Source organism: Phenylobacterium sp., from assembly GCF_013911965.1.
Taxonomy (GTDB): Bacteria; Pseudomonadota; Alphaproteobacteria; order Caulobacterales; family Caulobacteraceae; genus Phenylobacterium.
In genome coordinates, this window is sequence record NZ_JACESE010000004.1 from 240199 (window position 1) to 253655 (window position 13457).

The following is a 13457-nucleotide window of genomic DNA, read 5'->3' on the forward strand; positions in this document are numbered from 1 at the left end:
GACCGAATCTGAGCCCCTCGCTAGGTTGCCAGGCTCATGAACGCTCAAAGCCCGACCCTGCCGGACGCGGCCGGCGCCACGCCGGTCATGGCCCAGTTCTTCGAAGCCAAGGCGCGTCAGCCGGACGCCCTGGTCTTCTTCCGCATGGGCGACTTCTACGAGCTCTTCTTTGAGGACGCCCAGAAGGCGGCGGCCGCGCTCGGCATCAGCCTGACGGCCCGGGGCACCCATGCGGGGGAACCCATTCCCATGGCCGGGGTGCCGGCGCATGCGGCCGAGGCCTATCTCGCCAAGCTGATCCGCTCGGGCTTCAAGGTCGCCGTCTGCGAGCAGATGGAGGATCCCGCCGAGGCCAAGAAGCGCGGGTCGAAGTCGGTCGTGCGGCGCGAGATCGTGCGTGTGGTGACGCCGGGCACGCTGACCGAGGACGGCCTGCTCGACGCCCGCGGGGCCAACCGCCTGGCCGCCGTGGCGGTCCGCGCGGGCCAGGCGGCCGTCGCCAGCGTGGAGATCTCCACCGGGGAGGTGGAGTGCCTGTCGCTCTCGCCCGCTGGCCTCGGCGCGGCGCTGGCGGCGCTGTCGCCCTCCGAGACCCTCGTGCCCGACCGCCTCTTCGCCGATGAAGAGAGCGCCGCCCAGCTGAAGGCGGCCGGCGGCTTCCTGCAGCCCCTGCCCCAGGCGCTGGCCGAGCCCTCGGCCTCCGAGGCCCGGCTGAAGCGCCTCTATGGCGTCGAAACCCTGGACGGCTTCGGGGCGCTCACCGGCGCGGAGATCTCCGCGCTCGGGCTGATCGCCGCCCATCTGGAGACCACCCAGGCGGGCCGGATGCCGGCCCTGTCTGCGCCCCGCCGCGTGGGCGAGAGCGAGGTCATGGCCATCGACCCGGCCACCCGGGCGAGCCTGGAGATCGAGCGGAGCCTGTCGGGCGGCCGCGACGGCAGCCTGCTGGCGGCCATCGACCGCACCGTCACCGCGCCCGGCGCGCGGCTGCTGGCCTCGCGCCTCGCCCGTCCCCTGGTGGAGCCGGCCGCCATCGACGCGCGCCTGGACGCCGTCGCCTTCTTCTGCGAGCGCCGCACCCTGCGCCAGGACGTGCGCGACGGCCTGAAGACCATGGGCGACATGGCCCGGGCGTTGTCGCGTCTGGCGCTCGGCCGTGGGGGTCCGCGCGACCTGGGCTGCCTGCGCGACGGCCTCGCTGCGGGATCGAAGATCACCGGCCTCTTCGCCGCGCCCGCCCCGCTCGACCCGCCGCCGCCGACGGAGATCGCCCAGGCCCTGGCTTCGCTCGATCTCGCCGCCCAGCCGGATCTGGCCGCCTTCCGCGACCTGCTGGCCGCGGGCCTCTCCGACGAACTGCCCGCCCAGGCCCGCGACGGCGGGTTCGTGGCCCAGGGCGTGCGCCCCGAGCTCGATCAGGCCCGCGCCCTGCGCGACGACAGCCGCAAGGTGATCGCCGGACTGGAGGCGCAGCTGGCCGCCGAAAGCGGCGTGGCGTTGCGGGTCAAGCACAACGCCGTGCTGGGCTATTTCGTCGAAGCCACGGCCAAGGCCGCCGAGCCGCTGATGAAGCCGCCGCTGAACGCGACCTTCATCCACCGCCAGACGCTCGCCAACCAGGTCCGCTTCACCACCGTCGAGCTGGCCGAACTGGACGCCAAGATCGCCCAGGCCGCCGAGCGGGCGCTGGCCATGGAGCTTTCCACCTTCGAGGCCTGGCGCGAGGCCGCCTGCGCCATCGCGCCGGCCATCCAGGCCGCCGCCGCCGCCGCCGCCGGCCTGGACGTGGCCGCGGGCCTCGCCGAATGGGCCGACGACGCCGGCGCCGTGCGCCCGGTGGTCGACCGCTCCTGCGCCTTCGAGGCGGTCGCCGCGCGCCATCCCGTGGTGGAGGCCGCCGTCCGCCGGGCGGGCGAGGCCTTCACGCCCAACGACTGCCGGCTGGACGGGGCCGGAGCCGCCGCCGCGCGGCTCTCCATCGTCACCGGCCCGAACATGGCCGGTAAGTCCACCTTCCTGCGCCAGAACGCCCTGCTCTGCGTGCTGGCCCAGGCCGGCGCCTTCGTGCCGGCGCAGTCGCTGCGGCTGGGGGTGGTCGATCGCCTGTTCAGCCGGGTGGGCGCCGGCGACGACCTGGCCCGGGGCCGTTCGACCTTCATGGCCGAGATGGTGGAGACCGCCGCCATCCTGACCCAGGCGACGCCGCGCTCCTTCGTCATCCTCGACGAGATCGGCCGCGGCACGGCGACCTATGACGGCCTGGCGATCGCCTGGGCCTGCGCCGAGGCCCTGCACGAGACCAACCGCTGCCGGGCGCTGTTCGCCACCCACTATCACGAACTCGCCGTGCTCGAGGACCGGCTGGCCCATGTGGGCAACCTCTCCCTGCGCGCCAGGGAGTGGAACGGCGACCTGATCTTCCTGCACGAGGCGGCCGCCGGTCCCGCCGACCGCTCCTACGGCGTGCAGGTGGCCAAGCTGGCCGGCGTGCCGCCCGCCGTCGTCGCCCGCGCCAAGCAGGTGCTGGAGCGGCTGGAGCGCGAGACCGGCGCGCCGGCCCACCTGGAAGACCTGCCCCTTTTCGCCGCCAGCGCCCCCGAGCCCGAACGTCACGGCCCGAGCGCGGTGGAAGAGGCCCTGCGCGCCCTGGACCTGGACGGCATGAGCCCCCGGGAGGCCATGGAGGCGCTCTACCGACTCAAAAGCCAGCTGTCCTGAGGACCTCCGCCATGCCCGTCCGCACCCTGATGATCGATGTGGACGGCGTGGTGATCCGCCACCCGCAGGGCCTGCGCTGGGACCATATGATCCAGGCGGACCTCGGAGTCGATCCGGCGCGCTTCCAGAGCGACTTCTTCGCCGTCCACTGGACGGATGTCGTCAACGGCCGCGCCGACCTGCGCGAGCGCCTGGCGCTGGCCCTGCCCGGCTTCGCGCCGCACCTGACGCCCGAGGCGCTGACCGCCTACTGGTTTTCGAAAGACGCGCATCTGGACGAGGATTTCCTGACCCAGCTTGCGGTGCTCGGCGACCGCTACGCCCTGCATCTGGCCACCGTGCAGGAGCACCATCGCGCCGCCTACATCTGGAACGACCTCCGCCTGAAGGACCGCTTCGCCGCCATCCACTATGCCGCCGCCTACGGGTGCGGAAAGCCGGAGCCGGCCTTCTTCGAAGCGGTGGCGGCGCGGACCGGTCACGCACCCGACGAGCTGCTGCTGATCGACGATTCGGCGCGCAACGTGGAGGCGGCGAAGGCGTGCGGTTGGCGCGCCGGGCTGTGGGACGGCACGCGGAGCGTGGCCGAGGTGGTGGCGGAGGCGGCGGGCTGAGGTCCGCGCAGCCGCTAGAGCATCGCCGGAATGACCCGGTCCGGCGGGCGGTGGCCGTCCATCCAGGTGCGGATGTTGATGATCACCTTCTCGCCCATGTCGATGCGGCTCTCCACCGTCGCCGAGCTCATATGCGGCAGCAGCACGACATTGGGCAGCTTGAGCAGCTTCGGATTCACCGCCGGCTCGTGCTCGAAGACGTCCAGGCCGGCGCCGGCGATCTCGCCCTTGGCCAGGATGTCGATCAGGGCGTCCTCGTCGACGATCTCGCCGCGGGCGGTGTTGATCAGGAAGGCGTGCGGCTGCAGCAGCTTCAGCCGCCGCGCCGAAAGCAGGTGGAAGGTCGCCGGGGTGTGGGGGCAGTGGATGGAGACGATGTCCATCCGCGCCAGCATCTGGTCCAGGCTGTCCCAGTAGGTGGCGTCCAGCTCCTGGGCGATGCGCGGGCTGACCGGCTTGCGGTTGTGGTAGTGGATCTGCAGGCCGAAGGCCTTGGCGCGCTTGGCCACCGCCTGGCCGATTCGGCCCATGCCGACGATGCCGAGCCGCTTGCCCGTCACCCGCCGCCCCAGCATCCAGGTGGGCGACCAGCCGGTGAAGCCGCCCGTCTGGACGACGTTGGCGCCTTCCACGATCCTTCGCGCCACCACCATCATGAGGGCGAGCGTCATGTCCGCCGTGTCTTCGGTCAGCACGCCCGGCGTGTTGGTCACGATGATGTTGCGGGCTGCGGCCGCAGCCACGTCGATGTGGTCCACGCCCGCCCCGAACGAGGCGATGAGCTTGAGCTGCGGCCCCGCCTGGGCGATCAGTTCGGCGTCGATTCGATCGGTGATGGTGGGGGCCAGTACGTCGGCCCGCTGCACCGCATCGACGAGGGCCGCGCGCCCCATGGGGTCGTCGGTGAGGTTGAGCTCGGTGTCGAACAGCTCTCTCATCCGCGTCTCCACCTGATCGGGGAGCTTGCGGGTGACGATGACTTTGGGCTTACGAGCGGCCATGACCAAGTCTGCGACGGGGACCTTGCGGCGGGGCGCGATGGGCGCGCGAGGTCCAACCTCTAGCAAAGCGGCTCCGGCCGGCCAAGGCGAGCCTGCCGTCGCGGGCTTCGCCCGGACCTTCCTGACCGTCCGGCGGGCGGTGGGGCTCGCGCTGGTCCTGGCGCTCAGCTGGGCCGCCGGCGGCGCCCAGGCGGCCCGGGACGGGGACGAAACGCCCTCCGGTTTCCCCGTGCCGCGCTATCTGACGCTGAAGTTCGACAAGGTGAACGCCCGCGCCGGGCCCGGCGACGACCATCGGGTGCTCTGGGTCTATCGCGCCCGCGGCCTTCCCGTGCAGGTGATCGCCGAGACCAGCGAGTGGCGCCGCATCTGCGACCCAGAAGGCGGCGTGGCCTGGGTGCACAAGCGGGTGACCGACGGGCGGCGCAACCTGATCCGCATGGACGCGGGCGTCGCCCCCCTGCGCCGCCGGCCGAGGGCGGAGGCCGAGATCACCGCCTATCTGAACCCCCGCGCCCTGGCCGCGTTGGATCGGTGCGATGAGGGCTGGTGCCGCGTGAAGGTCGACGGGATGAGCGGCTGGGTGGCGGAATCGGACGTCTGGGGCGCGGCCGCCCCGGTCCAATGTCGTTGAGCCGCGCCTTGGCGTCGTGCTAGGGCCTGCCCCTTCTGTTTCGAGGCGAGCTGGAAAATTCGGCGATGACCAATCACGAGGCCAAGAGCCGTTACGACCTGGAAGAGCTGCTGGCCTGCGCCCGCGGCGAGATGTTCGGGCCCGGCAACGCCCAGCTTCCCGCTCCGCCGATGCTGCTCTTCGACCGCATCACGATGATCAACGACGACGGCGGAGAGCACGGCAAGGGCTATATCGAGGCCGAGTTCGACATCAATCCGGACCTCTGGTTCTTCGACTGCCACTTCATCCGTGACCCGGTCATGCCGGGCAGCCTCGGCCTCGACGCCCTCTGGCAGCTGGTCGGCTTCTATCTCGGCTGGATCGGCGGCAAGGGCCGCGGCCGGGCGCTGGGCTGCGGCGAGGTCAAGTTCGCCGGCGAGGTGACGCCGGACATCAAGAAGGTCACCTACAAGGTGGACATGAAGCGCGTGATCAACCGCCGCCTGGTGATGGGCATCGGCGACGGCGTCCTGCAGGCCGATGGCAACACCATCTACACCGCCGCGGATCTCCGCGTGGGCCTCTACCAGCGGCCCTGACCACCGAGAACGGGAGGAAAGCATGCGCCGCGTCGCCATCACCGGAATCGGCATCGTTTCATCCATCGGCAACAACGCCGACGAAGTCCTGACCTCCCTGCGCGAGGCCAGGTCCGGCATCACAGCCGCGCCGGAATATGCCGAGCTCGGCTTCCGCAGCCAGGTGCACGGCAAGCCGGACATCGACTGGGAGTCGATGGTCGACCGCCGCGCCGCGCGGTTCCTGGCCCAGGGCACGGCCTTCGGCCACATCGCCATGGAGCAGGCGATCGCCGACGCCGGCCTCTCGCCCGACGAGGTGAGCCACGAGAAGACCGGCCTGATCGTCGGCGCGGGCGGCCCGTCCACCAAGGTGATCATCGAGGCGGCGGAGACGGCGCGCACCCGCGGCCCGAAGCGGATCGGCCCCTTCGCCGTGCCCAAGGCCATGAGCTCCGGCGCCTCGGCCACGCTCGCCACCTGGTTCAAGATCCGCGGGCTGAACTTCAGCATCTCTTCGGCCTGCGCCACCTCGACCCACTGCATCGGCTCGGCCTATGAGCAGATCCAGATGGGCAAGCAGGACGTCATGTTCGCCGGCGGGACCGAGGAGCTGGACTGGTCGCTGTCGGTCCTGTTCGACGCCATGGGCGCCATGAGCTCCAACTTCAACGACCGCCCCTCCGTCGCCAGCCGCGCCTATGACGAGGCCCGCGACGGCTTCGTCATCGCCGGCGGCGCGGGCATGCTGGTCCTGGAGGAGATGGAGCGCGCCAAGGCCCGCGGGGCCAAGATCTATGGCGAGATCATCGGCTACGCCGCCAATTCCGACGGCTATGACATGGTCGCTCCCTCGGGCGAGGGCGCCGTGCGCTGCATGCGCCTGGCCATGGAAGGCCTGGGCGGGCGGAAGATCGACTATCTGAACCCGCACGGCACCTCCACGCCGGTGGGCGACATCAAGGAGATGGAGGCGGTTCGCGAGGTGTTCGGCGACGCCGCTCCGGCCATCTCCTCGACCAAGTCCCTGACCGGCCACAGCCTGGGCGCGGCGGGCGCGCAGGAGGCGATCTACTCGCTGCTCATGCTGAACAACGACTTCATGGCCAAGAGCGCCCACATCGAAAACCTGGATCCCGCCTTCGAGGGCATGCCCATCCTGCGCGAGCGTCGGGACGGCGCCTTTGAGACGGTCATGTCCAACAGCTTCGGCTTTGGCGGGACCAACGGCTGCCTGGTGATGGCGCGCGCAGGCTAGGGCCCGCCGCGCCGCCCGACCTTGCGCCGCGGCCCGCCCGCGGCGACAACCTCTCGACATCAAATCATCCGGCGAGGAAGCCATGGCCGACGCTTACGACCTGCCCAAGGGCGAGCTGATGAAGGGCAAGAAGGGTGTGGTGACCGGGGTCGCCAACCACCAGTCCATCGCCTGGGGCATCGCCAGCCAGCTGGCCGCCCAGGGGGCCGAGCTCGCCTTCCTGCACCTGCCGGGCATGGAGCGGCGCGTGCAGCCGCTGGCCCAGGAGATCGGCGTGAAGCTGGTCGCCCCCGCCGACGTGCAGGACGACGCCTCGATGGACGCCGCCTTCCAGGCGGTGGCCGACGCCTTCGGCGAGATCGACTTCTTCGTCCACTCCATCGCCTTCGCCAACAAGGACGAGCTCAAGGGCTCGTTCGTCGACAACACCACCCGCGAAGGCTTCCTGCGGGCCATGGACATTTCGGTCTTCTCGTTCGTCGATTGCGCCCGACGGGCCGCGGCCATGATGCCCAACGGCGGGTCGATCATGTGCATGACCTATCTCGGCGCCGAGCGGGCCATCCCGAACTACAACACCATGGGCGTGGCCAAGGCCGGGCTGGAAGCCGCCACCCGCTACGCCGCCCGCGACCTGGGGCCGAAGGGCATCCGGGTCAACGCCATCTCCGCCGGCGCCATGCGCACCCTCTCGCTGGCTGGCATCTCCGGCGGCCGCGGCATGCTGGCCCAGGGCCGCGCCATGTCGGCGATGAAGGAGGACACCTCCATGGAGGGCGTGGCCGGGGCGGCGCTGTGGCTGCTCTCGGACCTGGGCCGCTCGACCACCGGCGAGGTGGTCCATGTGGACGCCGGCTTCCACATCATGGGCATCGCCGACGACTCCGACGGCTGATCAGCCCCCGGGCCGCGCATAGGCCCGCATGAAGCGGCGGGCCGCCTCGCGGGCGATCCTGTCGATCTCCGCCGCCGGCAGGTCACGACCCTGGCCGAGCAGTCCCGCCACCTGATGGCCGCCGATCACCATGCCGACGAAGAACTCGGCGGCCAGGTCGGGATCGTCCACCGCCATGCGCCCGGCCCCGGTCTCGTCCCGCAGGAAGACCGACAGCAGCCGGCGTGAGGTCCTGGGCCCCGCCTCGTAGAAGGCCTGCGCCAGGTCGGGCATGTCGTCCGAGGCCTGGATGGTCATCCGCAGCAGCGCGTTGCCGCGGGGCTTGAGCAGCATCTCGATCATGACGCGGCCGAAGCCCGCCAGCGCTTCTTCGGGATGGTCATGCGCGTCGGGCGCGGTCAGCGGGGCGGTGATCTCGCCCACCCGCTGCTCGACGATGGCCCGGATGAGATCGGCCTTGGAGCCGTAGTGGTTGTAGATCGTCTGCTTCGAGACGCCCGCCCGCCGGGCGATCTCGTCCATGGGGGTCAGGAAGCCGCACTCCCCGAAGGCCTTGGCGGCGGCGTCCAGTATGGCCTCGGTCTTGGCCTGGTCGATCTGGCCGGCGATGCGCGGCATCAGTGACCTCCCCCCGCCGGAGCCGCGCCCGGCGCCTTGGCCGGCGCGGCGAAGAGGGCCAGGACGGCGGCCACCGCGCAGCCGCCGGCGAGCACGAAGAAGGCGTCGCCGAAGGCCAGCACCAGGGCCTCGCGGTTCAGCAGCATGGCGAAGGCCTTGCGGCCGGCGCCCTCGGGATCGAAGACGCCGCGGGCCTCCATCATCGACGTCAGGCCTTCCAGCATGGCCTGGCTCTGCAGGCTGCCCGCGTTCACGCCGGCGCTCAGATCGGCGAAGTGCAGCGCGGTCTGGTGGCTGAGCACGGTGGTCAGCACGGCCAGGCCGACGGCCCCGCCGATGTTGCGGATCAGGTTCACCAGGGCCGAGGCGTCCTTCATCATCGAGACCGGCAGGGTCGAGACGCTCATCTGCTGGGCGGCGATCATGGCGATCATCACGCCCAGGCCCCGCCAGACCTGGAGGGTGGCGAACTGCCAGAAACCCCAGTCCTCGGTCACATAGGCGCCGAGCCCCACCCCATAGGCGGCCAGGCCGAAGCCGATCACCATCGGGATGCGGGCGTCCATGGCCCGCACGAGCCGGCCCGCCACCGGCGCGGCGATGAACATGGTCAGGCCGGAGACCAGCATGGTGGTCCCCACCTCGGCCGCCGAGTACTGGCGCACCTGGCCGAGGAAGAGGGGCAGGATGAAGGTGCCGCCGAACAGGCTCATGCCGGCGACGAAGTTCATCACCATGCCGAGGGAGAAGTTCCGGTCCGCGAAGGGCCTCAAGGACACGATCGGCTGACGATAGGTCAGCTGACGCCAGATGAAGACCACCCCGGTCAGGACCGCCGTCACGGTCAGCCAGAGGATCATCGGATCCTCGAACCAGTTCTCGCTGGCGCCCTCCTCGATCACGTACTGCATCGACAGCAGGAAGACGGTCATGACCGCCAGGCCCCACCAGTCGATCCCCTTGGCGAGCGAAGGGTCGCCCTTGTCGAAGTCGGCGTAGCGGCCGACCAGGAACATCACCAGCAGGCCCGCCGGCACGTTGATGAAGAACAGCCAGCGCCAGCCCATGGACTCCGTCAGGTGGCCCCCAAGGGTCGGCCCGATGGTGGGCGCGAGGGTGACGATGAGGCCGACGATGACATTGGCCATCACCCGCTTCTCCGGCGGGAAGACCGTCATGGCCGTGGCGAAGACCGCCGGGATCATCGCCCCGGCCGCCAGACCCTGGAAGGCGCGCATGATGATCATCATCTCCACCCCCTGGGACAGGCCCGTCAGGATGGACGTGACGATGAAGGCGGCCGCCGCGGTCACATAGACCGGCCGCGTCCCGAACATGCGGGTGAGGTAGGCCGTCAGGGGGATGATCACCACCTCGGCCAGCAGATAGATGGTCTGCACCCAGCTGATCTGGTCGGCGCTGGCGCCGATGCCGGCCTGGATCTGGGTCAGGGAGGCGGCGACGATCTGGATGTCCAGGATCGCCATGAACTGGCCGACCACCATGCCGCCGAAGCCGAGGAACAGCTTGACCCAGTCGACCTCGCCCTGCGGATCCTCGACGCTCGTCGGCGCCGGCGCGCTGGCCACCGGCGGCGCGTCGGGATCGCGCCGGGAGAGATCGCGGGGATCGACGGTCTGGTCTGTCATGGGAGGTTCCCGGCGCGACCGTGCCGCGCTCAGCGGGCGTCGGCGCGTTCGACCGGCGCGGCGATGGCCTCCGCGAAGGTCGCGCCCGGCGTCTCACGCACGTCGACCTTCACCTCCACCGACAGGCCCGGCCGCAGGGCGCCGGCCAGGGGTTGGCTGCGATCGACGGCGATGCGGACCGGCAGCCGCTGGGCGATCTTGGTGAAGTTGCCCACGGCGTTTTCCACCGGGATCAGGGCGAACTCCGAGCCCGTCGCCGGGGCGAAGCTCTCGATGCGCCCCTCGAGGGTCTCGCCGCCGAAGGCGTCGGCGTGGATCTCCACCGTCTGGCCGATGCTCAGGCGGGCGACCTGCGTCTCCTTGAAGTTGGCCACAACATAGGCCTCGCCCACCGGGACGATGCTCATCAGCGAAGAGCCGGGACGCACGTACTGACCGGGACGAACGGCGCGGGCGCCGACCACGCCCGCCACCGGCGCACGGATCTCGGTGCGGGAGAGATTGATCCTCGCCTGCGCCACGGCGGCGCGGGCCGCGGCGGCCTGGGCGACGGTCTGGGCGCGGGTGGAGCCGAGCGATTCGGCGGCGCGCCGCTCGGCCTCCAGCGTGGCCTGCGCCTGGGCGACCGCCGCCTGCGCCTGGCTGGCTCCGGACTTCACCGTCTGCACCCGCTGTGCGGAGACCCAGCCTTCGCGGGCGAGCCGGCCATAGCGGTCCATCTCGGCCTGGGCGAGATCGGCCTCGGCGCGGGCGCTCGCCAGGCCGGCCGCCTTCTGGGCGATCATCGCCTGCTCCAGGGCCGCCTGGTCGTCCACGCCGCGCACGGCGGCTTCCAGAGCCTGGGCGTTGGCTTCGGCCTCGGCCAGGGCGGCCTCGAACGGGGCCGGGTCGATCCGCGCCAGAAGCTGGCCCTGCTTGACCACCTCGTTGTCCGTGACCAGCACCTCGGTCACATAGCCGTCGACCTGGGGCGCCACGGCGACCGTGTCGGCCTGGATGAAGGCGTTGTCGGTGGTTTCGAAGTTGCGGCGGCCCATCCACCAGGCGCCGCCGCCCGCCACGAGGGCGACGACCACCAGGGCGGCGATGACGGCCGCGGGCCGGATCTTCAGGCTCTTGATCTTGGCGATCGGGGACATTCGGCGGCTCGGATCTGGAACGGGGCGCCAGGCGCGCCCGGAATGAAAAATGGACTGCAGCGTCCAGAATGTCCGGCAGATAGTGAAGGCTTCCCTCACGTTCAACCGAAAACTGGACTCTCGCGTCCAACAATAGCCCGGGCCGGGGAAATCCTCGCCGGCGATCGCGCTGGCCGCTGGACGGGAGCGCGTCGGAAGCGCCATATCGCCCCATGCAAGGTTCCGATCCCGACGTGATCATCGCCGGCGCCGGCATGGCCGGCGCCACCCTGGCGCTTTCGCTGTCGCGCGCCGGTCTGAAGCCGCTGCTGATCGACCCGGCCCCGTTCGAGACGCAGCTCGCCCCCACCTTCGACGGCCGGGCCTCGGCCATCGCCTATGCCGCCTTCCGCCAGTGGCGGGCGATCGGCGTCGGCGAGGCGCTGGCGCCCCACGCCCAGCGGATCGAGCAGATCCTGGTCACCGACGGCCGGGCGCCCGGGGCCGCGACGGCCGCGCCCCTGCCCTTCCACCTGCGCTTCGATTCCGACGAGATCGCCGACCGCTCCGACGGCGAACCGCTGGGCTACCTTCTGGAGAACCGGCAGACGCGCGCCGCCCTCTCCCAGGCGGTGGTCGAGGCCGGCATTCCCGTGCTCGCGCCCGCCCGGGTGGCGAGCGCGACCTTCGGCAAGGACGCCGCCGAGGTGACCCTCGACGACGGCCGCGTTCTTCGCGCGCCGCTCGCCATCGGCGCCGAGGGCCGCGGCTCGGTTCTGCGCCGAGCGGCCGGCGTCGGGACCATCGGCTGGGACTATCGGCAGGTGGGGGTGGTCGCCACCGTCCGCCTGGACCGGCCGCACGAGGGCGTGGCGCACGAATACTTCCTGCCCGGCGGCCCCTTCGCCATCCTGCCGCTGACGGAGAACCGCGCGAGCCTCGTCTGGACCGAAAGCGTGGCCAAGGGCGCGACGCTGAAAGCCGCCCGCCCCGAAGTCTTCCACGCCCACCTCATGCGCCGCTTCGGCGACTTCCTCGGCCAGGCGCGGCTGGACGGACCGGTCTTCTCCTATCCCCTGTCGCTGCAACTGGCCGAACGGTTCACCGCGCCGCGGCTGGCCCTGCTGGGCGATGCGGCCCACGGGGTCCATCCCATCGCAGGCCAGGGGCTGAACCTGGGGCTGAAGGGCGCTGCGGCGCTGGCCGAGACCCTGGTCGATGCGGCGCGTCTGGGCGAGGACATCGGCTCCGAAGCCGTGCTGGAGCGCTACGCCCGCTGGCGGCGGTTCGACACCGCCATGCTGAGCGCGGGCATGGACGCCTTCGTCCACCTGTTCTCGAACGACAATCCGGTCCTGCGGCTGGCGCGGGGCGTCGGCATGGCGGCCGTCAACCGCATCCCGCCGGCGCGGAAGATGTTCATGCAGGAGGCCGGCGGCGCTTTCGGCGACCTGCCGAGGCTGCTGCGCGGCGAGGCGCTGTAGGCGCGGTCAGGCGTCCAGTTCGCGCGCTTCCTCGGGCAGCATGATCGGCACGCCGTCGCGCACCGGATAGGCGAGCTTCGCCTGCCGGCTGATCAGTTCGCCCTTCTCGCGGTCATATTCCAGCGGCCCGTGGCTGACCGGGCAGACCAGGATTTCCAGGAGCCGGGGATCGATCTCGGCGCTGAGGGCGGGAGGCGTTTCGCTCGTCATGGGGCGTCCTCTTAATCGAGAGCGCTACTGGACGCTATGGGGAGCGTCGTCGTCGTCCTCCAGGGCGTCGATCTCCAGGAGGGCGGTCAGGGCCGCGGCGCGGTCGGTCAGGCTGGCGGCTTCCAGCAGGGCCTGCTTCTCCGACGGTTCGAAGGGCAGGCCCATGGTCAGGCTGGTCACCAGCGGCTCGATCGGCGCGGTCATCGCCGTCTCGTCGTCGATGTCGAGTTCGCGGCGGTTGAGATAGCGCTTCAGCGCCCGGGCGAAGCGCTCGCGGTCGAGATCCGGCGCCTGCTGGTCCTCCGGCGAGAGATCGGCCTCGAAGCGCGCGAAATCGGCCCGTATCTGCCGGTAAGGCGAACGCACGGCCAGCTCCTCGCCGGCGGCGAAACGGCAGACGCCGGTGAGCGTGATCAGATAACGGCCGTCGGAGGTTTCGGCGAAGCTGGTGATGCGGCCGGCGCAGCCCACGGCGGTGAGGTTCGGCCGCGCCCGCTCGCCGCCGGGCTTGGTCTGGATCATGCCGATGATGCGGTCGCCGGCCATGACGTCGTCCACCATGTTCAGATAGCGCGGCTCGAAGATCTGCAGCGGCAGGTCGCCGCCGGGCAGCAGCACCGCCCCGTCGAGGGGAAACACCGGAATGACCTGCGGCAGGTCGGCCGCGCGCCGGTAGCCCGGCATGAGAACCTCTCTTT

Annotated in this window: 13 protein-coding genes; 7 read left to right on the forward strand and 6 right to left on the reverse strand. The window is 71.0% G+C overall.

The genetic code is table 11. The annotated features are described in order from the left end of the window. Positions 1-36: 36 nt before the first annotated feature. Both mutS and H2041_RS06150 read left to right on the forward strand, forming a co-directional pair. Complete coding sequence (mutS, locus tag H2041_RS06145) at positions 37-2718, forward strand: DNA mismatch repair protein MutS (protein WP_293410628.1); 2682 nt, start codon at positions 37-39, stop codon at positions 2716-2718. Positions 2719-2729: 11 nt separating this feature from the next. Next, positions 2730-3332 carry an HAD-IA family hydrolase gene (locus H2041_RS06150; RefSeq protein WP_293410630.1) on the forward strand — a complete coding sequence of 201 codons (603 nt, stop codon included), beginning with the start codon at positions 2730-2732 and terminating at the stop codon, positions 3330-3332. Between the two features lie 14 nt (positions 3333-3346). Here H2041_RS06150 and H2041_RS06155 read toward each other — a convergent pair whose 3' ends face one another. Next, entirely contained in the window at positions 3347-4333 is a 987-nt protein-coding gene (locus tag H2041_RS06155) for a D-glycerate dehydrogenase (protein WP_293410632.1), read from the reverse strand. On the opposite strand from H2041_RS06155, the gene H2041_RS06160 reads away from it, so the two are divergent. The 4 genes from H2041_RS06160 (at position 4332) to H2041_RS06175 (ending at position 7680) form a co-directional block, all read left to right on the forward strand. Continuing rightward, entirely contained in the window at positions 4332-4967 is a 636-nt protein-coding gene (locus H2041_RS06160; protein WP_367132990.1) for an SH3 domain-containing protein, read from the forward strand. The genes H2041_RS06155 and H2041_RS06160 overlap by 2 nt on opposite strands. Before the next feature lie 65 nt (positions 4968-5032). Continuing rightward, the gene (fabA, locus tag H2041_RS06165; protein WP_293410634.1) at positions 5033-5548 is read left to right on the forward strand and encodes a 3-hydroxyacyl-[acyl-carrier-protein] dehydratase FabA; all 516 of its coding nucleotides are present in this window, start codon (positions 5033-5035) and stop codon (positions 5546-5548) included. A 22-nt stretch (positions 5549-5570) separates the two neighbouring features. Further along, positions 5571-6785, forward strand: a complete 1215-nt coding sequence (fabB, locus tag H2041_RS06170) for a beta-ketoacyl-ACP synthase I (protein ID WP_293410636.1) — start codon at positions 5571-5573, stop codon at positions 6783-6785. An 82-nt stretch (positions 6786-6867) separates the two neighbouring features. Then, entirely contained in the window at positions 6868-7680 is an 813-nt protein-coding gene (locus tag H2041_RS06175; RefSeq protein ID WP_293410638.1) for an enoyl-ACP reductase, read from the forward strand. Here H2041_RS06175 and H2041_RS06180 read toward each other — a convergent pair whose 3' ends face one another. Genes H2041_RS06180 through H2041_RS06190 form a run of 3 tightly spaced genes read right to left on the reverse strand, consistent with a single transcriptional unit; the run spans position 7681 to position 11086 of the window. Further along, on the reverse strand, positions 7681-8298 hold the full coding sequence (locus H2041_RS06180) for a TetR/AcrR family transcriptional regulator (RefSeq protein WP_293410640.1): 618 nt from the start codon (positions 8296-8298) through the stop codon (positions 7681-7683). Next, a complete protein-coding gene (locus H2041_RS06185; RefSeq protein ID WP_293410642.1) occupies positions 8298-9947 on the reverse strand; it encodes a DHA2 family efflux MFS transporter permease subunit in 1650 nt (549 codons plus the stop codon). Before H2041_RS06185 ends, H2041_RS06180 begins: the two co-directional genes overlap by 1 nt. 29 nt (positions 9948-9976) lie before the next feature. After that, positions 9977-11086 carry an HlyD family secretion protein gene (locus H2041_RS06190; protein ID WP_293410644.1) on the reverse strand — a complete coding sequence of 370 codons (1110 nt, stop codon included), beginning with the start codon at positions 11084-11086 and terminating at the stop codon, positions 9977-9979. 212 nt (positions 11087-11298) lie between these two features. On the opposite strand from H2041_RS06190, the gene H2041_RS06195 reads away from it, so the two are divergent. Continuing rightward, entirely contained in the window at positions 11299-12549 is a 1251-nt protein-coding gene (locus H2041_RS06195) for a UbiH/UbiF/VisC/COQ6 family ubiquinone biosynthesis hydroxylase (RefSeq protein ID WP_293410646.1), read from the forward strand. Between the two features lie 6 nt (positions 12550-12555). Here H2041_RS06195 and H2041_RS06200 read toward each other — a convergent pair whose 3' ends face one another. Then, on the reverse strand, positions 12556-12759 hold the full coding sequence (locus H2041_RS06200; RefSeq protein WP_293410648.1) for a Trm112 family protein: 204 nt from the start codon (positions 12757-12759) through the stop codon (positions 12556-12558). Positions 12760-12783: 24 nt separating this feature from the next. Beyond that, positions 12784-13443 carry an LON peptidase substrate-binding domain-containing protein gene (locus H2041_RS06205; RefSeq protein ID WP_293410650.1) on the reverse strand — a complete coding sequence of 220 codons (660 nt, stop codon included), beginning with the start codon at positions 13441-13443 and terminating at the stop codon, positions 12784-12786. Between the last annotated feature and the right edge of the window lie 14 nt (positions 13444-13457).

Coding starts and splice junctions, on each gene's coding strand:
- mutS (WP_293410628.1), top strand. CDS start 37: ATGAACGCTCAAAGCCCGACCCTGCCGGACGCGGCCGGCGCCACGCCG.
- H2041_RS06150 (WP_293410630.1), top strand. CDS start 2,730: ATGCCCGTCCGCACCCTGATGATCGATGTGGACGGCGTGGTGATCCGC.
- H2041_RS06160 (WP_367132990.1), top strand. CDS start 4,332: ATGACCAAGTCTGCGACGGGGACCTTGCGGCGGGGCGCGATGGGCGCG.
- H2041_RS06155 (WP_293410632.1), bottom strand. CDS start 4,333: ATGGCCGCTCGTAAGCCCAAAGTCATCGTCACCCGCAAGCTCCCCGAT.
- fabA (WP_293410634.1), top strand. CDS start 5,033: ATGACCAATCACGAGGCCAAGAGCCGTTACGACCTGGAAGAGCTGCTG.
- fabB (WP_293410636.1), top strand. CDS start 5,571: ATGCGCCGCGTCGCCATCACCGGAATCGGCATCGTTTCATCCATCGGC.
- H2041_RS06175 (WP_293410638.1), top strand. CDS start 6,868: ATGGCCGACGCTTACGACCTGCCCAAGGGCGAGCTGATGAAGGGCAAG.
- H2041_RS06180 (WP_293410640.1), bottom strand. CDS start 8,298: ATGCCGCGCATCGCCGGCCAGATCGACCAGGCCAAGACCGAGGCCATA.
- H2041_RS06185 (WP_293410642.1), bottom strand. CDS start 9,947: ATGACAGACCAGACCGTCGATCCCCGCGATCTCTCCCGGCGCGATCCC.
- H2041_RS06190 (WP_293410644.1), bottom strand. CDS start 11,086: ATGTCCCCGATCGCCAAGATCAAGAGCCTGAAGATCCGGCCCGCGGCC.
- H2041_RS06195 (WP_293410646.1), top strand. CDS start 11,299: ATGCAAGGTTCCGATCCCGACGTGATCATCGCCGGCGCCGGCATGGCC.
- H2041_RS06200 (WP_293410648.1), bottom strand. CDS start 12,759: ATGACGAGCGAAACGCCTCCCGCCCTCAGCGCCGAGATCGATCCCCGG.
- H2041_RS06205 (WP_293410650.1), bottom strand. CDS start 13,443: ATGCCGGGCTACCGGCGCGCGGCCGACCTGCCGCAGGTCATTCCGGTG.